Origin of the sequence: Wenzhouxiangella sp. XN24, assembly GCF_011064545.1 — a bacterium.
In the GTDB taxonomy this organism is placed as follows: domain Bacteria; phylum Pseudomonadota; class Gammaproteobacteria; order Steroidobacterales; family XN24; genus XN24.
Map to the genome: position 1 here is coordinate 91,101 of NZ_JAAMFG010000037.1, position 18,832 is coordinate 109,932.

The following is an 18,832-nucleotide window of genomic DNA, read 5'->3' on the forward strand; positions in this document are numbered from 1 at the left end:
GCCCGCACCCGGGTATCGGCCTGCTGTGCACATAGAGACCTTGCACGGACGCAAAACATTACAACGGTCAGTCGTCTCCTCCGCCGCTACGGAAGTCGATGCCGAGCGCACGCAGCTTGCGGTACAGATGCGTTCGCTCCATGCCGACGCGTTTGGCCAGCTGGCCCACCTTGCCGTCGCACAAGCGCAACTGCTGTTGCAGATAACTCCGTTCGAACTGCTCACGCGCTTCGCGTAACGGCAGGGCCATGAGATCCTGGCTCAACACCGCATCGTCCCCCGACTCCTTGGCGGCGAGCAGCTGCTCCACTTCCTCGAGCCCGATTTCCTCTTCGCCCCCGAGGATCAGCAGGCGGTGGATGAGATTGCGCAATTCCTGCACGTTGCCGGGCCATGGGTAGTTCCGCAGGCGATTCTGCGCCGCCACGCTGAGGCGCCGGAACTGCAGTCCCTCGCTGTCGACGAGCGCATCGAGGTAGTGGCGCAGGAGTTCCGGCACGTCCTCGGAATAATCGCGCAAAGGCGGAACCTTGAGCACCACCACCGCAAGGTCCATCAGCAGCTCCGCACGAAAGGCACCGCGCTGCACGGCGTGCTCGAATCCGGGCGCCGCAGAGCTGATGATGCGCATGTCCAGCAGCCGGGGCTCCGAGCCGCCGACCGGCGTGAAGCGGCCCGCTTCCAGGCTCCCGTGCAACAGGCGCTGCGCGGCCGGACCGAGGTCAGATACCTGGTGGATGAACAATGTGCCGCCCCGGGCCCGTTCCAGGTACCCCGGCTCGACACCGTCACCCGCCACGCGCCCGAAAAGTATCGCGTCGGCGCCCTCCTCGGGGAGCGCGCTCGCGACAAGGCGCACGAAAGGGCCGTCTGCGCGGGGTCCGAGAGAATGGATGTACTCTGCAAACGCCTCGCGGCCACTGCCGGGCTCGCCCGTGATGAGCACCGGTGTCGCATGTGCCGCGACACGCTCCGCCTGCTCGCGAAGCGATTGCATGACGCGGCTGCGGCCGACGGACACGATGTTCGCCGGCATCCGGCTCCGCATCGCGCGCGCCGGGGCGCGCCCCGACTCCAGGGCCAGTTCGACGGTGCGCAACAGCTTGGCGAGGGACACCGGCTTCTCTATGAAATCGAAGGCGCCGAGGCGCGTAGCCTCGACCGCGGTCTCGACCGTGCCATGGCCGGACATCATCACGACCGGGCAGGAACGGGTTTTGTCGTTGCCGGACCATTCGCGCAGCAGGCTGATGCCGTCCACGTCAGGCATCCAGATATCGAGCAGCACCAGGTCCGGATGCAAAGTGCCGCGTCGCTGGCGGGCTTCGACCGCATTTGCGGCGGACATCACGTCGTAGCCCTCCTCGGAGAGAATTTCCTCGAGGAGGCTGCGGATGTCGGCTTCGTCATCGACGACGAGGATCCGGCCGGTACTCATGCGTGCGCTCTCCTGAATTCGTTCGCCCGGACCTCGCGACGCAACATGGCGCTGCGGGCATCCTCGTCAGCCGGCAATGCGATCGTGATGCGGACACCACCCTCGGCGCGATTGGTGGCCTCGACCCAGCCGGCATGTTCCTCGACGAGCTTCTTCACGATCGCGAGGCCGAGCCCGGTGCCCTTCGGCTTGCTCGTCACGTACGGATCGAAAATCCTGTCCACCGAGTCCTGCGGAATGCCCGGGCCGTTGTCCTCCACCATGATGAAAACGGCGTGCAGGTCGAATTCCTCGGTACCGCGTGTAGTCACCCGCAGAACGCCGTCCTCCTGCCCCTCGAGCGCTTCGACGGCATTGCGGATGAGATTGTGAAGAATCTGTCGCAACCGGCCGAGGTCCGCCTGCACGACGGCGGCCGCCGGATCCAGGCTCAATTCGATTGAGACCGGGATTTCGCGTACCCGGTAGAGTTCGGTCACCTCGGCCACGAGCCGGTTCAGGTCGATGGTGCCGATGTCCATGTCGGGTGCCCGCGCGTAATCGGAAAAGGCGTTCACCATCTCCTTCATCGCCTCGACCTGCTGCACGATGGTGCGGGTCGCGCGCTCGAGGACCTGTGCATCGTCGTCGTCCATCTGCCCGAGGAACCTGCGTCGGATCCGCTCTGCCGACAGCTGGATGGGTGTCAACGGGTTCTTGATCTCGTGCGCAAGGCGACGCGCGACCTCGCCCCAGGCGGCATCGCGCTGGGCCTGCAGCAGGGCGGTGATGTCGTCGAACACGACCACGAAACCGTCCGGTGTGTCGTCCTCGCCCGGCAGCGCCGAGCAGGCGCACATCAGGACGCGCCGGCCCGTCTCGCCGCGCAGGACGATCTGCTCGCGCCACTCGTAATCGCCGGCCTCGAAATGCCGGCGGCCGACCTCGATGAACTGCAGCAGGAGATGCTTGTCCTCTGCAACCTCGAGCAACGGCCGCCCGATCGCAGCTTCGAGATCGACGCCGAGAATCGCGCCCGCGGCCTCATTCGCGGTCTTGATGCGCCAGTCGCGCTCGAGTGAAACCACCCCCGTGGACAAGCGTCCGAGGATGACGGCGAGGTAGGCGCGCTGGCTCTCGACCGCCTGCTGACTCTGGTGAGCAAGCTCGCGGGCTCCGGCGAGGCGCGTGATCATGTCGTTGAAGCTGTGGACCAGGAAGCCCATCTCGTCGCGCGCCGGCATCGGGAGGCGGGTGTCGAAATCGCCCTTCGCGACGGCGCGGGTGCCTGCAACCAGCGTCTGGATCGGCGCCGTCAGCTTGCGTGCGAAAAAGAAGGCTCCCCACACGGCCATCAACAGCGATAGCAGCAGGACCAGCGTCAGGGTCAGCGTCAGGCTGCGGGTGAACGGCTCGCGCAGGAAGGACAGTTCGCGGTATTGGGCATAGGCTTCCTGCACCGAATTGGCGAGCCGTCCGACGCGCTCCGGCACAGGGAACAAGGCGTGCAACACGCGCAACTCGTCGAGCGGGTGCCCGCCGGGAATCTCCGCCGCGGTACGAATCACGTAGCCGTCGTTCACCGGGTCCAGGCTCACGAAAGGATGCCCCTGGCGGATCTGCAGCATGACCTCTTCGGTCGGCGGTTCCGGCAGGTCCGCGATGCTGCGCCCGGAGGACAGTGCGATGATGCGGCTGCTGGCGCCGACGACCGTCAGCTCGACCGCGCCGGCGCCACGACGCATGACTTCCAGGCTCGTCGCGAGCTCGCGGTCCACCCTTCCGCTGAGCGAATCGGCGACCTCGCGCGTCGCGTCGAGGTGTTCCCGCATGCGGCTTTCGAGGGTCGCGCGCGAGAGCTCGAGGGCGCCGCCCAGGCCGGCCTCCACGTTGACGTCGAACCAGGCGTCGATACCACGGCTGATGAATTGCACGGAAAAATAGTAGACGAGCCCCAGGGGGAGCACGGCCAGCACGACGAAGATCGCGACCATCCGGGAGGCCAGGCGGGAACCGGGCACCTGGCTGCGGTACTCGCGCACCAGCCGCACCAGGTTCGCGATGATCAGAGCAAGCAGGATCGATCCGCCCGCCACGTTCAGCAGGATGATCCAGTTGTAGATCTCGCCGAAGCGATCGGCATTCTCGACCGTCGAGGCCAGGAACAGGAGCGCGACGAGCAGCAGGGACAGGCCCAGCAGGGCCGACGTCGCGAGTGTCCAGCGTCTCAGCGTGCGAGTCGCCATCGCACCGTGTCGCTCGAAATACGCCAGTCGTTCCACAGCAGGCTGATCAGCGCCAGCGGGCCGCCGAGCTGCTTGATGTCGACGACCGCGCGGATGGAAACTCGATAAGCCTGGCCGCGGTCCAATAGCGCATCGTCGATGATGGGCAGTGAACGTACCGTGCCGACCTCTGCAAGCGCGGCCGACAAGCTGCCGTAGGTCGATTGCTCGCCGCTGTTCAGGTTGCGCAGGATGTAGCGCTCGGTCAGGGCATGAAATTGCAGTTCGTAGCGTTGCCTGAGTTCGGCAAACACCGGATCCCAGAGGATCCGGCGGCGCTCCTCCAGCCGGATCGTCAACTCGATATCCAGTACGAGCCCGCTGTCGAGCGCCTCACGCACGGTCTCGTTCAGCGTGTAGTCGATGTTCGCATCCAGGTACCACACGCCGCCCTGCAGCAGCGTCGACGCGCTGCGCACCTCGATGCCGTCGTCGGCCTGCGTGGCGCTCGTCTGCAGCAACAACATGACGAACAAACCGGCCGCCGCCAGGCGCCAGCCGGCAATATCGCCATGTCGCTCCAGTCCCTGCATCCGTCTAAGCCTCGGCTGGCCGGGTGATGCAAGCATAATAAAAGCCATCCGCCCCTGCCTCACCGGAAAGAACCTGGCGTCCCGGGCCGGCGCGACGGCCCCAGCCGGGCTCGCCGAGATCGATCGCCCGGGCTTCCGGATGGCGCGCCAGGAAATCCGCCATGCGCGCACCGTTCTCTGCACGAAACACCGAACAGGTGGCGTACAGCAGGCGCCCGCCCGGGGCGAGCAACGGCCACAGCGCGTCGAGGAGCGCCTGCTGTTTGGCCGCCATCGCCGCAATATCTTTCGGCCGGCGCAGCAACTTGATGTCGGGATGGCGGCGGACCACGCCGCTGCCGCTGCACGGCGCATCCAGCAGGATCCGGTCGTAGGGCTTGCCGTCCCACCAGGCCACCGGGTCGCAACCGTCGCCGGACAAGAGGCGCGCCTCCAGTCCGAGCCGGGCCAGGTTCTCCCGCACGCGTTCGAGACGGGCCGGCGAAACGTCCAGCGCGGTCAGGTCGATCCCGGGGTAGCGTTCCAGCAAGTGTCCGGTCTTGCCCCCGGGCGCCGCGCAGGCATCCAGCACCCGCATCCCTGCGCCGGCCTCCAGCAATTCCGCCGCGAGCTGCGCCGAGGCATCCTGGACAGACACATCGCCAGCGGAGAATCCCGGCAGGGCGTCTACGTCCATCGGCGCCGCGAGGCACAGCGCATCCGGCGCCGGCGCCCAGCTCGTCGCAGACCCGCCGGCGAGCACGAGCCGCCCGAGCCAGGCCTCGCGTGTACCGCGCAGGCGGTTGACGCGCACCCACATGGGCGCCTGCACGTTGGCCGCGGCAACGATCGCCTCCCAGTCCTTCGGCCAGTCCTTCGCCAGGGCATCCAGCCACCAGCGAGGGTGAGCATGCACGACCTCCGGAACCCTTGCGACCCGGCCCTTCAGCGCATCGCGCTCGCGCAGCCAGCGACGCAGGCAGGCGTTGACCAGCCCCGCGTACTGGTGCCGGCCGAGCAGGCGCACGCCTTCCACGGTGGCGGCCACGGCGGCGTGATCGGGCACGCGCGTGTCCTCCAGCTGGTACAGGCCGACGGCGAGCAGGTCGTGCACCTCCGCGTCCCGGTTCGACAGGGGGCGGGCAAGCAGCAAATCGACCCAGCGATCGAGCCGCGGATAGGCCCGCAGCGTCCCGTAGGCCAGTTGCGCCACCAGGCTGCGATCGGCGGCCGCGAGGTCGGGAAAACCCTGCGCCAGCGCCTCGTCGAGGGAGCGGCCGCGCCGCGCGACCGACGCGACGGCCCTGGCCGCCGCGGCACGCGGTTCTCCGCCCAGGCTCATGCGCCGAACCGCTCGCCGAGCACGGCCCGGCTGTTGAGGAAATCGCGGGCGCTCATCACCCGGCCGCCCGGCGGCTGGAGTTCCAGCAGTCGTACGCTGCCCGCGCCGGCGGCCACGTCGATGCCCGCCGGGCCCGTCCGCCAGATCTCCCCGGGCTCGCCTTCGCATTCCGCCAGCGCCACCGCCCGGTGGAGCTTGATGCGCTCGTCGCGCCGACGGGTCCAGGCGCCGGGCCGCGGCGCAAAAGCCCGCACCTGCCTGGCGAGCGTGGTGGCGGGATCCCGCCAGTCGATTTCCGCCGCGGCCGGATCGAGTTTGCCGGCATAGGTCGCCAGCGTGTCGTCCTGCGGGCGCGGCTCCAGGCGACCGCCCAGGATTCCGGGGAGTGTTTCGACCAGCAGCGCCGCGCAGAGCTCTGCAAGTCGTTCACGCAGCTCGCCGCCCGTTTCCATGGAACCGATTTCCGTAGATTGCATTTTGTATACAGGACCGGTGTCCAGCCCCTCGTCCATGTGCATGATCGAAATTCCGGTCAGCACGTCGCCCGCCAGGATGGCGTGCTGGATCGGCGCCGCGCCCCGCCATCTCGGCAGCAGTGAAGCGTGCCCGTTGATGCACCCCGCCGGCGGCAATTCGAGCACGGATGACGGCAGTATGAGTCCGTAGTCCACCACGACCACCATGTCCGGCCGCAGTTCGGCCAGCGCCTCGACCGCGGCCGGATCCCGCAGGGTAAGGGGCGTCTGGACAGGAAGGCCCCGCTCGCGGGCGTGGGCGCGGACGGGTGTGGGCGCCGGCTGGCGTCGCCGGCCCGCCGGCCGATCGGGCTGGGTGAGCACCGCGCAGATTTCCCAGCCGGCGCCCGCCAGCGCCTCCAGGGCAGGTACGGCAAAGTCCGAGCTGCCGGCAAACACGAGGCGCGGCATGGCTGCCTCGCCTAGAGTGCGCGAACGGCGGAGTCGGGTTCTTTTTGCCGGCGCTCCTTCTCGATGCGCTTGCGCAGCCGCTGGCGCTTCAGGTCGGAGAGATAATCGACGAACAGCTTGCCATCCAGGTGATCGATCTCGTGCTGGACGCAGACCGCGAGCAGGCCGTCGAGCTCCTGCTCGAACGGCTCGCCGTCCAGCCCCAGGGCGCGCACCCGCACCCACTCGGCGCGGGTCACGGTCTCGTAGAAGCCGGGCACGGAAAGGCATCCCTCCTCCATGGCCTCGGTTCCCAGCCGCTCGACGATCACCGGGTTGATGAAAACGTGCGGTGTGTCCTGTTTCTCCGAGACATCTGCCACCAGCATGCGACGATGGACGTTGACCTGCGTTGCCGCGAGGCCGATGCCGGGAGCCGCATACATGGTTTCCAGCATGTCCGCGGCCAGCTGACGGAGTTCGTCATCCACGACGAGCACCGGTTCCGCTTTGGTGCGGAGCCTGGGGTCGGGGTATTCGAGTATCTTCAGGATCGCCATGAGCGCCGTTCCGGTTCCTCGCGTATTACGCCACAAAGTGCCGCTAAGAGTATGACAATTCAAGTCTGCCGTGCTAACGTCCCGCTCACCGAACGGCGCTCGGAATGCGCGCGCGCGGGGGAGATGGCCGTCGGCTCGGCCGATTATACCAAGCCGCACCCGTCCCCTCTCAATTAACGGACATCATGGAGTCAGGCCAGCCATGTCCAAGCCGACCAAACGCCCGATGAAAACACGCCTGCTGAGCGGCCTTGCAGCTGCACTGCTGGCGGCAGGCTGCGCAAGCACCCCGGAAGCGCCCGCGCCGGCACCCGCCGCCGAGCCGCCGCCGCAACAGAGCGCGCCGCCACCCGCCCCCAGCGCGACGCCACGCGCCGCCGCACCCGTGGCTCCACCGCCGGTCCTCAATCCGCGCCACCCGGAACGCTACGTGGTGCGCAAAGGCGACACGCTCTGGGACATTTCCGCTATGTTCCTGCGCGATCCCTGGTTCTGGCCGGAGATCTGGTACGCCAACCCGCAGGTCGAGAACCCGCACCTTATCTATCCCGGCGACGTGCTGACGCTGGTCTACCTCGACGGTCGTCCCCGCCTGATCCTCGAACGAGGCCCCGCAACGACGGAGCGGCTGCAGCCGCGGATCCGAGTGGAACCGCTGGAAGACGCGATCCTGACGGTGCCGTACGACCGGATCGCGGCGTTCCTGAGCCGTCCCTCGGTGCTCGATCGCGAGACGATCGATGAGGCGCCGTACATCCTCACCAGCCGCGCCGGTCACCTCGCGCACGGTTCCTTCACAGAAGTCTATGTCCGCGGCGCAGATTTCGCGCAAGACGAGATCTACAGCGTGGTGAACGTGGGCGAACCGCTGCGCGACCCGGACAACGGCCGGCTGCTCGGCTACGAAGGCATTTACGTCGGTGAAGGCCGCGTGATCCGCACGGGCGATCCGGCCACGCTGCAGCTGCAGGCCACCGCGCGGGAAGCTCTCAACGGCGACAAGCTGGTGCCGGTCGAGACTGATTTTCCGCTGCGCTTCACGCCGCGCCCGCCCGAGCAGGAGGTGGATGGCCGCATCATCAGCGTCCTCAACGGCGTGGCGCGCGCCAGCACCTACCAGATCGTGACGCTGAATCGCGGCACGCAGCACGGCCTCGAACCCGGCCACGTACTTGCCGTGTGGCAGGCCGGTGAACGTGTCCGTGATCGTTTCGAGGGCGGGCGTGTGGATCTGCCGGATGAATATGCGGGCAATCTGATGATTTTCCGCAGCTACGAAGATCTCAGCTATGGCCTGATCATGCAGGCGTCGAACGAGATCCGGGTGCTGGACCGGGTGCGCAACCCCTGACGGCGCTGCGCCGCGGATTCCCACCCTACGACGCCGGCCATCGCCGGCGTCGTGCTTTGAGGGAGCTGCCATGAGCGACAGGGCCGCAGCCTGGCTGCGATTCTCGCTGGCCCCGGGCATCCCGGTGGCCGCCGCGCATCACGCCGCGACCCACCCCGGCGGCCTCGAGGCGCTGATCGATGCGGGGCGCGGCGCGCTGCTCTCAGCCGGCATCCCGGCCGAGGCGGCCGGGATGCTGACCGGTCCGGCGCCTGAGTGGCTGCCCGCGGCGCTCGACTGGCTCGAGATCCCGGGCCACGACCTCCTGACCTTTGCCGACCCGGACTATCCGCCGCTGCTGCGGCGCGCCCCGGATCCGCCGGCGGCCCTGTTCCTGCGTGGCGACAGGGCACTGCTCGGCGAGCCCCATTTCGCCATCGTCGGCAGCCGCAACCCGACCCCGCAGGGCGCCGAAAACGCGCATGCTTTCGCGCGCCACCTGGCGGGCTGCGGGCTGGTGATCTGCAGCGGCCTGGCCGCCGGCATCGATGCGGCAGCTCACCGCGGGGCACTTGCGGCAGGTGCGCCGACCACCGCCGTGCTCGGCTGCGGACCCGATCGGGCTTATCCGGCGGAGAACGCGCAGCTGGCCCAACGGATCGTGGCAAACGGGCTGATCGTGTCCGAGTACCTCCCGGGCACGCGCCCCCTCAAGCAGAACTTTCCGCGGCGCAACCGCATCATCAGCGGGCTCGGCCTCGGTGTCCTGGTGGTCGAGGCCGCCCGGCGCAGCGGCTCGCTGATCACGGCGAGACTCGCCGGCGACCAGGGCCGGGAGGTCTTCGCGATCCCGGGCAGCATTCACAATCCGCTGGCGCGCGGCTGCCATGCGCTCATTCGCCAGGGCGCCGTCCTGGTGGAGACCGCCGACGACATCCTGGGCGAAATCGGCCCGCTGGCGGGCCTGTCGATGGCAGCCACGGAGCCCGCAGCCGACCCGGCTCGGCCGGCGCCGGCACCCGACGGAGACTACGGAAAACTGCTGGCGGCCCTCGCCCACGACCCCTGCGGGGTCGACGGACTCGCCGCCCGGACCGGTTTGACGGCTGCGGAGGTTTCCTCGATGATGCTGATCCTTGAACTGCAAGGCGCCGTGGAATCCTTGCCGGGCGGACGCTACGCCAGGAAACCGGAGAGGTCGTGAAATGACGGAAAATGTTCTCGACGTTCTGATGTACCTGTTCGAGACCGCAGGCGACGACGGCGTGCCGCCGGAGCCGGACCGGGAAGGACTGCGGGACGAGCTCGAGCGGGCCGGCTTTCGTGACCGCGAAATCGATCGGGCGCTCGAGTGGCTGGACGGACTCGCTTCGCGGCGGGCCGACGAGGTGGGCGAGCCACCCACGGAACGCGCCATGCGGATCTACGGACGCGACGAATGCATCCGCATGGATACCAACGGCCGGGGATACATGATGTACCTCGAGCAGATCGGAATTTTATCGGCCCACCAGCGGGAACTGGTCATCGACCGGTTGATGGCGCTGGACGGCGAAGAGATCGATGTCGATGACATCAAGTGGGTCGTGTTGATGGTGTTGTTCAGCCAGCCAGGCGAGGAAACCGCCTACGCGCGGATGGAAGACCTCGTGTTCGAGGACAGGGCCTGGATCACCCACTAGAATCTCAGCCATCCCGCGACCTGCATAGACGTACAGAGGGGGGTCGTGGCGCGAGCCACGGCCCGTTTTTTCGACCCAAAGGCCAACCGTTGAAATGAGCAAGAACCTTGTCATAGTCGAATCGCCGGCGAAGGCCAAGACCATCGAGAAGTATCTCGGCGGCGACTTCAAGGTGCTCGCTTCCTACGGCCATGTCCGCGACCTCGTCGCGAAAGGCGGCGCGGTCGATCCCGAAGCCGGCTTCGCCATGAAATACCAGGAAATCGAGCGCAATCGCCGCCATATGGACGCGATCGCGAAAGCCATGCGCGGCGCCGACGCCCTCTACCTGGCGACCGACCCGGATCGCGAGGGCGAAGCGATCAGCTGGCATGTCTGCGAGGCGCTTCGCGAGCGGGGGCTGCTCGAGACCCGCCCCGTCCACCGCATCGTGTTCCACGAGATCACGAAGCGAGCGGTGCAGGAAGCCCTCGAGCATCCGCGCGAGATCTCCGGCGACCTGGTCAACGCCCAGCAGGCGCGCCGCGCGCTGGACCACCTGGTCGGCTTCAACCTGTCGCCCCTGCTGTGGAAGAAAATCCGTCCGGGGCTCTCGGCCGGTCGTGTCCAGACGCCGGCGCTGCGCCTCATCGTCGAGCGCGAACGCGAGATCGAGGCGTTCAAGCCGGTGGAATACTGGACGCTCGAGGCCGAACTGGAGAAGGCTGCCCACACTTTCCCGGCGCGGCTCGCCGAGTACGCCGGACAGCGCATCGACGACAAGCTGCAGAAGTTCTTCATCGGCGACGAGGGCCTGGCCCGTGAGGCCGAGCGCACGCTCCGCGAAGCCGCCGCCGGAAAGCTGAAGGTCACGTCCGTGGAACGGCGCCAGCGGCGCCAGAACCCGGCCCCGCCGTTCACCACCTCGACACTGCAGCAGGAAGCCGCCCGCAAGCTCGGTTTCACCGCGCAGAAGACGATGCGCACGGCGCAACGCCTGTACGAAGGCGTGGATTTCGGCGAGGGCGCGACCGGACTGATCACCTACATGCGTACCGACTCCGTGTCGCTCGCCGCCGATGCGGTGCAGGAGATGCGCGGCGTCATCGCGCAGCGCTTCGGCGACCAGGCCCTGCCGGAGAAGCCGCGCCACTACCGCACCAAGGCCAAGAACGCGCAGGAGGCTCACGAGGCGATTCGCCCGACGTCCGCCACCTGGCATCCGGACAGCCTTGCGGGACGGCTCGACCGTGACCAGCAGCGGCTGTACGAACTGATCTGGAAGCGAGCCGTCGCCAGCCAGATGGCCAGCGCGGTGTTCGACACCGTGACCCTCGACCTGGCGCCCTCGCAGGCCCTGGACGCCGGGCACCGGTTCCGCGCCTCCGGTTCGATCCTCGTCGAACCCGGCTACATCGCGGTCTACCAGGAAGGCCGGGATGACGTCGAGGACGAGAAGGACCGCCGGCTGCCGCAGGTCGAGGAAGGCGAACTCATCCAGCTCAACAAGCTCGACGCCGAACAGCACTTCACCAAGCCGCCGCCGCGATACAGCGAAGCGAGCCTGGTCAAGACGCTCGAGGAATTCGGCATCGGCCGCCCCTCGACCTATGCGACGATCATCTCGACGCTGGTCGATCGCGAGTACGTCGAGCTGGACAGAAAGCGCTTCATTCCCACCGACATCGGCCGGATCGTCAGCAACTTCCTCGGCGACCATTTCACCCGTTACGTGGACTACGATTTCACGGCGCGCATGGAGGACCGGCTCGACGCCGTGTCACGCGGCGAACAGGACTGGCAGGGACTGCTGGGGCGCTTCTGGACGCCCTTCGAGGAGCTGATCAAGGACAAGGAAAGCTCCGTCAGCAAGCGTGACGTCATGCCGAACCGCGAACTGGGCAAGGACCCGGTCAGCGGCAAGCCGGTGCTCGTGAAGATCGGGCGCTTCGGGCCTTACGTGCAGATCGGCACCGCGGAAGACGAGGACAAGCCCCGATTCGCCGGCATCCCCCGCGGCAAGAGCATGCAGCACATCGGCCTCGAGGAGGCGCTGGAGCTGTTCAAGCTTCCCCGCGAGCTCGGCGAGACGCCGGATGGATTGCCCGTCATGGTCAACATCGGGCGGTTCGGCCCCTTCGTGAAATACGGCGCGAAATACGCCTCGCTCAAAAAGGACGATGATCCCTACACCATCGGCCTCGAACGGGCACTGGAGATCGTGCGCGAGAAGGAAGCGCTGGAGGCGGCCCGCACCATCGTCGAGTTCCCCGAACAGGGCATCCGGATTCTCAAGGGTCGCTTCGGTCCCTACGTGACGGACGCCGGGCGGCGGGCCAGCATCCCGAAGGACCGGGACCCCGCGAGCGTGACGCTCGAGGAAGCCATGAAGCTGCTCGACGAAGCCCCGGCCAAAAAGGGCGCGAAGAAGAAAAAGGCCGCCGCCAGGAAAACGGCGGCAAAAAAGGCCCCGGCCGCGAAAAAATCGGCCGCAAAGAAAAAGCCGGCAGCGAAAAAGAAAGCCGGCGCGAAGAAGAAACCGGCGACCAGGAAAACCGCAGCCACGAAGAAAACCGCCGGCGGCAAGAAAGCGGGAACGAAAAAGAAAGCCGCCAGCCGGACGGCGGACGATATCGAGAACTGATCATGGCCGGCAGGCTTGCGATTCGACGGCCTCCTGGACTACACCGTCTACCCGAGTGAAGCCATGCAACCCCCCGTAGGACAAAAAGAGATCAACGCCGTCGAAGGATGGCTGCGGTCATTGCACGACGAGCTCACCGCCGAGCTGGAAACGCTAGACGGCGGCGCCACCTTTCGCAGCGACAGCTGGGAGCGTCCCGAAGGCGGCGGCGGCGACAGCCGGGTCATCGAAGAGGGCGCCCTCTTCGAGAAGGGAGGCATCAACTTCTCGTCGGTGCGCGGTGCCGCATTGCCGCCGTCGGCGACGGCCCGCCGGCCGGACCTTGCAGGGCGGAGCTTTCGCGCGACGGGCGTGTCGATGGTGCTCCACCCACGCAATCCCTACGTGCCGACCACCCACGGCAACTGGCGTTTCTTCGTCGCCGAGAAGGCCGGCGAGGCGCCGGTCTGGTGGTTCGGCGGCGGTTTCGACCTGACGCCTTATTACCCTTACCTGGAGGACGTGCAGCACTGGCACCGCCAGGCCCGCAGCGCCTGCCTGCCGTTCGGCGAGCAGGTCTATCCCCGTTACAAGCGCTGGGCCGACGATTACTTCCAGCTGAAGCACAGGAACGAGCCGCGCGGCGTCGGAGGGCTGTTCTACGACGACCTCAACGAGTGGGGCTTCGATCGCTGTTTCGAGTTCTCGCGTGCCGTGGCGGCCGGATTCCTCCCGGCGTACACGCCGATCGCGGCGCGCCGCCGCCACACGCCGTGGGGCGAGAGGGAACGCGAGTTCCAGCTCTATCGCCGAGGCCGCTACGTGGAGTTCAACCTGGTCTACGACCGCGGCACCGTGTTCGGCCTGCAGTCCGGCGGGCGCATCGAGTCCATCCTGATGTCCCTGCCGCCGCTGGTGCGCTGGCGCTACGACTGGCGCCCGGAAGAAGGCACGCCGGAGGCCGCCCTGTACCGGGACTTCCTGCAACCGCGCGACTGGCTGGAGGCATGATGCGGCCGCGCTTTCATCTCGCGTTCCCGGTACATGACCTCGAGGCGGCGCGGGCGTTCTATGCCGGACTGCTGGGCTGCGCTGTCGGGCGTGAGTCCGCACGCTGGATCGATTTCGATTTCCACGGCCACCAGATCACGGCACACCTCGTGGAATCGCTCGAGGAGGTGGCCGCCAACCCCGTGGACGGCGACCGGGTTCCGGCACGGCATTTCGGCCTGATCCTCGAACGGGACGCGTGGGACGCGCTCGCCGCGCGGCTGCGTGACGCCGGGACACCGTTTTTGATCGAGCCCCGCGTGCGTTTCCCGGGACGCCCCGGTGAGCAGGCGACGCTGTTCATCCGCGACCCCTCGGGCAACGCGCTGGAATTCAAGTCCTTCGCAGACGAGCGACAGATCTTCTCGCTGGATCCAGGCGTCGGCTGAAAGCGGATTCCATGTGTCGGTCGGGCATCCCGCCCGGCCGGCTGCTCAGCCCAGGGCCAGCCAGATATTGGTCACGGCCACCGCCAGGATCACGATCCAGGTGAACAGGGTGCCGTAGAACCGCCCGAAACTGGTGCCGCTGCTGCGTGCGAGGCCGACGGCGTGACCCACCCGGGCGAGGAAGAAGAGCGCGCCGAAGACATGCAGCAGGGCGGCGGGAGCGCCATTCAGTTCCGCCGCGAGCAGCAGCACCAGGAACAGCGGCGCATATTCCGCAAAATTCCCGTGCACGCGCACCGCGCGCTCGAGCGCCGTGTCGCTCGCCGTGCCGAGCCCGACCTTGGCGCGCCGGCGGTGCGAGACCACCTGGAAGCAGAGGGCGATGTAGAGCAGGCCAAGCAGGCCCCCGTAGAGAGCGGTAATCGTCGGGCTCATGGAAGTGGCGACCTCGGCGGCTGTTGCAGACCGCGAAGGTTACCCGACTGGCGCGGATTCGGCGATGCATTCCTCCCGGCGGAAGCATCCCAGCAGGTGGTCGTTGACGAGGCCGGTGGCCTGCAGGTGCGCGTAGATGATGGTGCTGCCGACGAACCTGAAGCCGCGGGCTTTCAGGTCCTTGCTGACGCGGTCGGACAACGGCGTGGTCGCCGGCACCTCGCCCTGTGTCCGCCAGCGGTTGACGACCGGGCGACCGTCCACGAAATCCCACAGGTAGTCGGTGAAGCTGCCGAACTCGTCGCGGATCGCGAGAAAAGCACGGGCGTTACTGATGGCCGCTTCGACCTTGAGGCGATTGCGAATGATGCCCGGGTCGGCGAGCAACCGCGCCACGCTGCGCCTGTTGAAGCGCGCCACTTTTTCAGGATCGAAGCCCGCGAAAGCACGCCGGTACGCAGCGCGCTTGTGCAACACCGTCGACCAGGACAGGCCGGCCTGCGCGCTTTCCAGCAGGAGAAACTCGAACTGGCCTGCGTCGTTCCGAACCGGGCGCCCCCATTCCTCGTCGTGGTACGCCAGGTACGCCGCGCTGACGCCCCGGCTCCAGTCACATCGAGGCAGATCGCCATTCATTGCACTCATCCGAGACCCCCCCGTATTCCGAGCTCCATGCGCCCCGGCCATGTTCCCGCAGACTGGGCCACGAGAGAAGAGCTCGTAACGGGACATCGGGCACGAAAAAAGGGGTCCGCGAAACGAATCGCGAACCCCCTCGTTCATCCGTCGGTGGATGAAAGCTACTAACGGATCAGGCGGCGCCGCACTTGCCCTCGCCGCACTTGCCTTCGCCGCACTTGCCTTCGCCACCCTTCTCGCCTTCCTTGTCGCCGCCGCACTTGCCTTCGCCGCACTTGCCTTCGGCGTCCTTGTCTTCCTTCTTGTCGCCGCCGCACTTGCCCTCGCCACACTTGCCTTCGCCGACCGAGGCCATCGCCATGTAGCCGCTGGACAGCGCGGTCATGCCGAAGGGGTTGTCGGCCTGGGCGACGGAGACGCTGGCCAGGGAACCCGCCAGCGCGATGCCGGCGGCCAGGGAAACGGGTTTGATCGTCTTCTTCAACATGTTCTGGTCCCTCTCTCTCTTGGTTTGTCAGCTCTTGGTTTCTACTTGCCCGGCTTTTTCAGCCGTTTTTTTAATGGGTCGTGCCCACTATAGTTTCCAGCGTACCGCCTGCAGCAGGCGATCCCGGATCACTTCCAGGTCTTCATCGGGCTGGCCGACCACGGCCATGCTGCCACCGCCGTCGAGCGGCACGATCGTGCCCTTGAAGCCATCTTCGTCAATCGTCGCCGGGGCGCTGCTTTCCTCGTCGGGCAGCAACATGACCGTCACCGGCCCCTGCTCACCCTGGACGACGAAATGCGCCACCATCTGGCCCCGGAACGGGCATAGCTTTGCATAGCTGACACGGCCGATCGGCCCGCCGAGGCTTGCCCCGCCGCGCTGCAACACGTCGCCGAACTCCGCCTCCGGAACGGTCCGCGCCGACACCGCGAGGGCGGCCGGCTCGTGATTGATGTGCGCGATTATGTCTGGGCCCAGCGGGGACACGGCGTGCACCGGGTCTACCGTGCGCAGCCCGAACCATGCCCCGGCGGCGAGCACCATCGTCGCCGCAACTGCGACCAGGGCCGGCCAACGGCTGCCGCCCGGGCGCTTCGCGGGCGCTTTCTCCGGCACGGGGACCCTGAACGCGGCTTCGAGCAGCGCGTCGAACTGCGCATCGTCGGCGACGATGGCCTCTCTTTGACGGCGTTCTTCCTGGGTCAACCTGCTCATCCTGTCTCCACCTGGACGGCGATCCCGTCCTCCACGAAAGCCTGCTTCAGCTTGTCCCTGGCACGATGCAGTCGCGTCAGCACCGCGCCCTGGGTCAGTCCCATGATCTCGGCAATCTCGTCCGTCGAGTGCCCCATCAATACCTGCAACGCCAGCGGCTCACGGTAAGTCTCCTCGAGGCCGAATATGGCAGTTCGCAGTTCCTGCACCCGCGGATCCGCTTCATCCTCCGCGATCTCTGCCACGACTGCCGGGTCCATCGTCTCCTCCCGCTGGCGTTCCCTGAAGCGCAAAAACTCCCTGCGCACGATCGTCACCAGCCAGGGCTTCGCCTTGCCCGCGTCCTCGAGGCTGTCGAATCCCCGCCAGGCCCGCAGCAGCGATTCCTGGACGATATCCTCCGCGGCCTGCGGGTCCCGGCTCAGCCAGAGGGCGTACCGGTACAGGTCCTGCCGCAATGCCCCGACGACCTGTTCGTAGCGTCGCCTGAGGCCGAGGTTGAGAATTCTTGCCTTCATGCATCAAGACCTGCGGAGTTGCAAAGTTATTACAGCGACCCACGTCCCCGGCTGGCAAGGCCCGGCAAATCGCGGGACAATCAGCATAACTCGGACTTGCCGGAACTCACCAACATGACAGCCGCCACCCCGCCATCGTTCCCCAGCACCCGCATGCGCCGCCTGCGGCGCCACGCCTTCAGCCGCCGCCTGGTAAGAGAATCGCTCCTGACGGTCGATGACCTGATCTGCCCGGTGTTCGTCCTTGAGGGAGAGGGTCGCCGCGAACCCGTACCCTCGATGCCCGGGGTGGAGCGGATGTCGATCGATGAGTTGCTCCGGGAGGCCGAGGGCTGGATGGCGCTGGGGCTGCCGGCGGTGGCCCTGTTCCCGGTCACCGAGGCCGACGCGAAAACGGAGGACGGGCGGGAGGCCTGGAACCCGGAAGGACTCGCGCAGCGCACGGTCCGGGCTCTCAAGGCCGCACTGCCGGAACTCGGGGTCATCACCGACGTGGCGCTGGATCCGTTCACGACCCACGGCCAGGACGGCATCATCGACGACACCGGCTACGTGTTGAACGACATCACGGTGGAAGCCCTCGTCCGCCAGGCCCTGTCGCATGCCGATGCGGGCGCCGACATGGTCGCGCCGTCGGACATGATGGACGGGCGCGTGGGACGGATTCGCGCCACGCTGGAAGCCGCCGGCCATGCCAACACCGCCATCCTGTCCTATTCGGCGAAGTACGCGTCCAGTTTCTACGGCCCCTTCCGGGATGCCGTCGGCTCGGCCGCCAACCTGGGCGGCAGTAACAAGTACGGCTACCAGATGGATCCCGGCAACAGCGACGAAGCGATTCGCGAAGTGGCGCTCGACATCGCGGAAGGGGCCGATGCCTTCATGGTCAAGCCCGGCATGCCTTACCTCGATATCGTGCGGCGCGTGAAGAGCGAACTGGGCGTACCCACTTTCGTTTACCAGGTCAGCGGCGAGTACGCGATGTTGAAAGCCGCCGCCGCCAACGGCTGGCTGGACGAGCAGGCGGTGGTGCTGGAGTCGCTCCTGTCGATGAAACGGGCGGGGGCGGACGCGATCCTGACCTACTTCGCCCCGGTCGTCGCCGATTGGCTGAAGAACCGCTGAGACCTTGGCCGCACCCGACCGATACGCGGTGTTCGGCCATCCGGTCGGGCACAGCCGCTCACCGCGGATTCACGCGCGCTTCGCCGAACTGACCGGCCAGCTGATCGCCTACGAGGCGATCGATGTTCCTCCAGGGGATTTCGAAGCGGCGCTGGAGGGTTTCCTCGCCACTGGCGGCAAGGGCCTCAACATCACGGTACCTCACAAGCTGGCCGCATTCGACGCGGCCGATGTCCTGACTCCTCGCGCGCAGCACGCGGGCGCCGTGAACACCCTCGCGCTGCAGGCGCAGGGATTGCTCGGCGACAACACCGATGGCGCCGGCCTGCTGCGGGACCTGCAGCACAACCTGGGAATCGAGCTCGCAGGGCAGCGTATCCTGCTCGTGGGAGCGGGCGGGGCGGCGCGCGGCGTGCTCGGCCCCCTGCTCGATGCGGGCCCGGCCTCCGTGCTCATCGCCAATCGTTCGCCAGGGCGTGCCGCGGAACTGGCAGCGAGGTTTGCCTCCGACGGGCCGGTCTCGGGCGTGGCCCTCGAGGGGGCACGGGATGCCTTCGACCTGGTCGTCAACGCCACCTCCGCCAGCCTGTCGGGCGAAGTGCCGGCGCTTAATACCCGCATCATCGGCGCGCACACCTTTTGTTACGACCTCGCGTACGGCGCCGGACCCACGGCGTTTCTTCGCTGGGCGGACGCACACGGTGCAAAAGGCGTCGCGGACGGCCTGGGCATGCTCGTGGAGCAGGCCGCCGAGTCGTTCGAATTGTGGCGCGGGATGCGGCCGCCGACTGCCCAGGTGCTCGGGGAATTGCGCGACGCAATGATGCGCCCCTGAAC

The 18,832-nt window shown here is 67.2% G+C and carries 19 protein-coding genes; 8 read left to right on the plus strand and 11 right to left on the minus strand.

What is annotated here, in order from left to right; all coding sequences use genetic code 11:
* Nucleotides 1–67: 67 nt before the first annotated feature.
* From G6032_RS14945 to def, 6 genes are read right to left on the minus strand one after another with little or no spacing between them, the layout of a single operon-like run.
* Entirely contained in the window at nucleotides 68–1,438 is a 1,371-nt protein-coding gene (locus G6032_RS14945) for a sigma-54 dependent transcriptional regulator (protein WP_165282966.1), read from the minus strand.
* Nucleotides 1,435–3,663, minus strand: a complete 2,229-nt coding sequence (locus tag G6032_RS14950) for an ATP-binding protein (RefSeq protein WP_165282967.1) — start codon at nucleotides 3,661–3,663, stop codon at nucleotides 1,435–1,437. Before G6032_RS14950 ends, G6032_RS14945 begins: the two co-directional genes overlap by 4 nt.
* Nucleotides 3,645–4,271, minus strand: a complete 627-nt coding sequence (locus G6032_RS14955) for a DUF4390 domain-containing protein (protein WP_165282968.1) — start codon at nucleotides 4,269–4,271, stop codon at nucleotides 3,645–3,647. The genes G6032_RS14950 and G6032_RS14955 overlap by 19 nt, the downstream gene beginning before the upstream one ends.
* A complete protein-coding gene (gene rsmB / locus G6032_RS14960; RefSeq protein WP_165282969.1) occupies nucleotides 4,240–5,556 on the minus strand; it encodes a 16S rRNA (cytosine(967)-C(5))-methyltransferase RsmB in 1,317 nt (438 codons plus the stop codon). Before rsmB ends, G6032_RS14955 begins: the two co-directional genes overlap by 32 nt.
* Entirely contained in the window at nucleotides 5,553–6,482 is a 930-nt protein-coding gene (fmt, locus tag G6032_RS14965; protein ID WP_165282970.1) for a methionyl-tRNA formyltransferase, read from the minus strand. Before fmt ends, rsmB begins: the two co-directional genes overlap by 4 nt.
* 11 nt (nucleotides 6,483–6,493) lie before the next feature.
* Nucleotides 6,494–7,021, minus strand: a complete 528-nt coding sequence (gene def, locus G6032_RS14970) for a peptide deformylase (RefSeq protein ID WP_165282971.1) — start codon at nucleotides 7,019–7,021, stop codon at nucleotides 6,494–6,496.
* 202 nt (nucleotides 7,022–7,223) lie between these two features.
* Here def and G6032_RS14975 point away from each other — a divergent pair, with 202 nt between their 5' ends.
* The 6 genes from G6032_RS14975 (at nucleotide 7,224) to G6032_RS15000 (ending at nucleotide 14,074) form a co-directional block, all read left to right on the plus strand.
* Nucleotides 7,224–8,372 carry a LysM peptidoglycan-binding domain-containing protein gene (locus G6032_RS14975; RefSeq protein ID WP_165282972.1) on the plus strand — a complete coding sequence of 383 codons (1,149 nt, stop codon included), beginning with the start codon at nucleotides 7,224–7,226 and terminating at the stop codon, nucleotides 8,370–8,372.
* Between the two features lie 70 nt (nucleotides 8,373–8,442).
* Complete coding sequence (dprA, locus tag G6032_RS14980) at nucleotides 8,443–9,555, plus strand: DNA-processing protein DprA (protein WP_165282973.1); 1,113 nt, start codon at nucleotides 8,443–8,445, stop codon at nucleotides 9,553–9,555.
* A 1-nt stretch (nucleotide 9,556) separates the two neighbouring features.
* Nucleotides 9,557–10,033: a DUF494 domain-containing protein gene (locus tag G6032_RS14985; protein WP_165282974.1), complete on the plus strand. Its 477-nt coding sequence runs from the start codon at nucleotides 9,557–9,559 to the stop codon at nucleotides 10,031–10,033.
* Nucleotides 10,034–10,127: 94 nt separating this feature from the next.
* The gene (locus G6032_RS14990; protein WP_165282975.1) at nucleotides 10,128–12,656 is read left to right on the plus strand and encodes a DNA topoisomerase I; all 2,529 of its coding nucleotides are present in this window, start codon (nucleotides 10,128–10,130) and stop codon (nucleotides 12,654–12,656) included.
* Nucleotides 12,657–12,719: 63 nt separating this feature from the next.
* Nucleotides 12,720–13,646 (plus strand): oxygen-dependent coproporphyrinogen oxidase, encoded by a 927-nt coding sequence (gene hemF, locus G6032_RS14995; RefSeq protein ID WP_165282976.1) that lies wholly within the window; start codon nucleotides 12,720–12,722, stop codon nucleotides 13,644–13,646.
* Nucleotides 13,643–14,074: a VOC family protein gene (locus tag G6032_RS15000; protein ID WP_165282977.1), complete on the plus strand. Its 432-nt coding sequence runs from the start codon at nucleotides 13,643–13,645 to the stop codon at nucleotides 14,072–14,074. Before hemF ends, G6032_RS15000 begins: the two co-directional genes overlap by 4 nt.
* Nucleotides 14,075–14,119: 45 nt before the next feature.
* Here G6032_RS15000 and G6032_RS15005 read toward each other — a convergent pair whose 3' ends face one another.
* The 5 genes from G6032_RS15005 to G6032_RS15025 all read right to left on the minus strand — a co-directional run bounded on the left by G6032_RS15005 (nucleotide 14,120) and on the right by G6032_RS15025 (nucleotide 16,870).
* Nucleotides 14,120–14,509, minus strand: coding sequence for an MAPEG family protein (locus G6032_RS15005; RefSeq protein WP_165282978.1), 390 nt, complete (start codon nucleotides 14,507–14,509; stop codon nucleotides 14,120–14,122).
* A gap of 39 nt (nucleotides 14,510–14,548) precedes the next feature.
* A complete protein-coding gene (locus G6032_RS15010; RefSeq protein ID WP_165282979.1) occupies nucleotides 14,549–15,145 on the minus strand; it encodes a DNA-3-methyladenine glycosylase I in 597 nt (198 codons plus the stop codon).
* Nucleotides 15,146–15,320: 175 nt separating this feature from the next.
* Nucleotides 15,321–15,635, minus strand: a complete 315-nt coding sequence (locus tag G6032_RS15015; protein WP_165282980.1) for a hypothetical protein — start codon at nucleotides 15,633–15,635, stop codon at nucleotides 15,321–15,323.
* Between the two features lie 87 nt (nucleotides 15,636–15,722).
* Entirely contained in the window at nucleotides 15,723–16,352 is a 630-nt protein-coding gene (locus G6032_RS15020) for a DUF3379 family protein (protein WP_165282981.1), read from the minus strand.
* Nucleotides 16,349–16,870, minus strand: a complete 522-nt coding sequence (locus G6032_RS15025) for a sigma-70 family RNA polymerase sigma factor (protein WP_165282982.1) — start codon at nucleotides 16,868–16,870, stop codon at nucleotides 16,349–16,351. The genes G6032_RS15020 and G6032_RS15025 overlap by 4 nt, the downstream gene beginning before the upstream one ends.
* Nucleotides 16,871–16,984: 114 nt before the next feature.
* Here G6032_RS15025 and hemB point away from each other — a divergent pair, with 114 nt between their 5' ends.
* Nucleotides 16,985–17,995 carry a porphobilinogen synthase gene (gene hemB / locus G6032_RS15030; protein ID WP_165282983.1) on the plus strand — a complete coding sequence of 337 codons (1,011 nt, stop codon included), beginning with the start codon at nucleotides 16,985–16,987 and terminating at the stop codon, nucleotides 17,993–17,995.
* Between the two features lie 4 nt (nucleotides 17,996–17,999).
* Complete coding sequence (gene aroE / locus G6032_RS15035) at nucleotides 18,000–18,830, plus strand: shikimate dehydrogenase (protein WP_165282984.1); 831 nt, start codon at nucleotides 18,000–18,002, stop codon at nucleotides 18,828–18,830.
* The last annotated feature ends 2 nt before the right edge of the window (nucleotides 18,831–18,832 follow it).

What these genes read in the sequence shown, in the direction of transcription:
- G6032_RS15025 (WP_165282982.1), bottom strand. Translation starts at nt 16,870, where the DNA reads ATGAAGGCAAGAATTCTCAACCTCGGCCTCAGGCGACGCTACGAACAG.
- rsmB (WP_165282969.1), bottom strand. Translation starts at nt 5,556, where the DNA reads ATGAGCCTGGGCGGAGAACCGCGTGCCGCGGCGGCCAGGGCCGTCGCG.
- fmt (WP_165282970.1), bottom strand. Translation starts at nt 6,482, where the DNA reads ATGCCGCGCCTCGTGTTTGCCGGCAGCTCGGACTTTGCCGTACCTGCC.
- G6032_RS15020 (WP_165282981.1), bottom strand. Translation starts at nt 16,352, where the DNA reads ATGAGCAGGTTGACCCAGGAAGAACGCCGTCAAAGAGAGGCCATCGTC.
- G6032_RS14975 (WP_165282972.1), top strand. Translation starts at nt 7,224, where the DNA reads ATGTCCAAGCCGACCAAACGCCCGATGAAAACACGCCTGCTGAGCGGC.
- dprA (WP_165282973.1), top strand. Translation starts at nt 8,443, where the DNA reads ATGAGCGACAGGGCCGCAGCCTGGCTGCGATTCTCGCTGGCCCCGGGC.
- G6032_RS15000 (WP_165282977.1), top strand. Translation starts at nt 13,643, where the DNA reads ATGATGCGGCCGCGCTTTCATCTCGCGTTCCCGGTACATGACCTCGAG.
- G6032_RS15010 (WP_165282979.1), bottom strand. Translation starts at nt 15,145, where the DNA reads ATGAATGGCGATCTGCCTCGATGTGACTGGAGCCGGGGCGTCAGCGCG.
- G6032_RS14990 (WP_165282975.1), top strand. Translation starts at nt 10,128, where the DNA reads ATGAGCAAGAACCTTGTCATAGTCGAATCGCCGGCGAAGGCCAAGACC.
- G6032_RS14950 (WP_165282967.1), bottom strand. Translation starts at nt 3,663, where the DNA reads ATGGCGACTCGCACGCTGAGACGCTGGACACTCGCGACGTCGGCCCTG.
- G6032_RS14945 (WP_165282966.1), bottom strand. Translation starts at nt 1,438, where the DNA reads ATGAGTACCGGCCGGATCCTCGTCGTCGATGACGAAGCCGACATCCGC.
- def (WP_165282971.1), bottom strand. Translation starts at nt 7,021, where the DNA reads ATGGCGATCCTGAAGATACTCGAATACCCCGACCCCAGGCTCCGCACC.
- G6032_RS14985 (WP_165282974.1), top strand. Translation starts at nt 9,557, where the DNA reads ATGACGGAAAATGTTCTCGACGTTCTGATGTACCTGTTCGAGACCGCA.
- hemB (WP_165282983.1), top strand. Translation starts at nt 16,985, where the DNA reads ATGACAGCCGCCACCCCGCCATCGTTCCCCAGCACCCGCATGCGCCGC.
- hemF (WP_165282976.1), top strand. Translation starts at nt 12,720, where the DNA reads ATGCAACCCCCCGTAGGACAAAAAGAGATCAACGCCGTCGAAGGATGG.
- G6032_RS14955 (WP_165282968.1), bottom strand. Translation starts at nt 4,271, where the DNA reads ATGCTTGCATCACCCGGCCAGCCGAGGCTTAGACGGATGCAGGGACTG.
- G6032_RS15005 (WP_165282978.1), bottom strand. Translation starts at nt 14,509, where the DNA reads ATGAGCCCGACGATTACCGCTCTCTACGGGGGCCTGCTTGGCCTGCTC.
- G6032_RS15015 (WP_165282980.1), bottom strand. Translation starts at nt 15,635, where the DNA reads ATGTTGAAGAAGACGATCAAACCCGTTTCCCTGGCCGCCGGCATCGCG.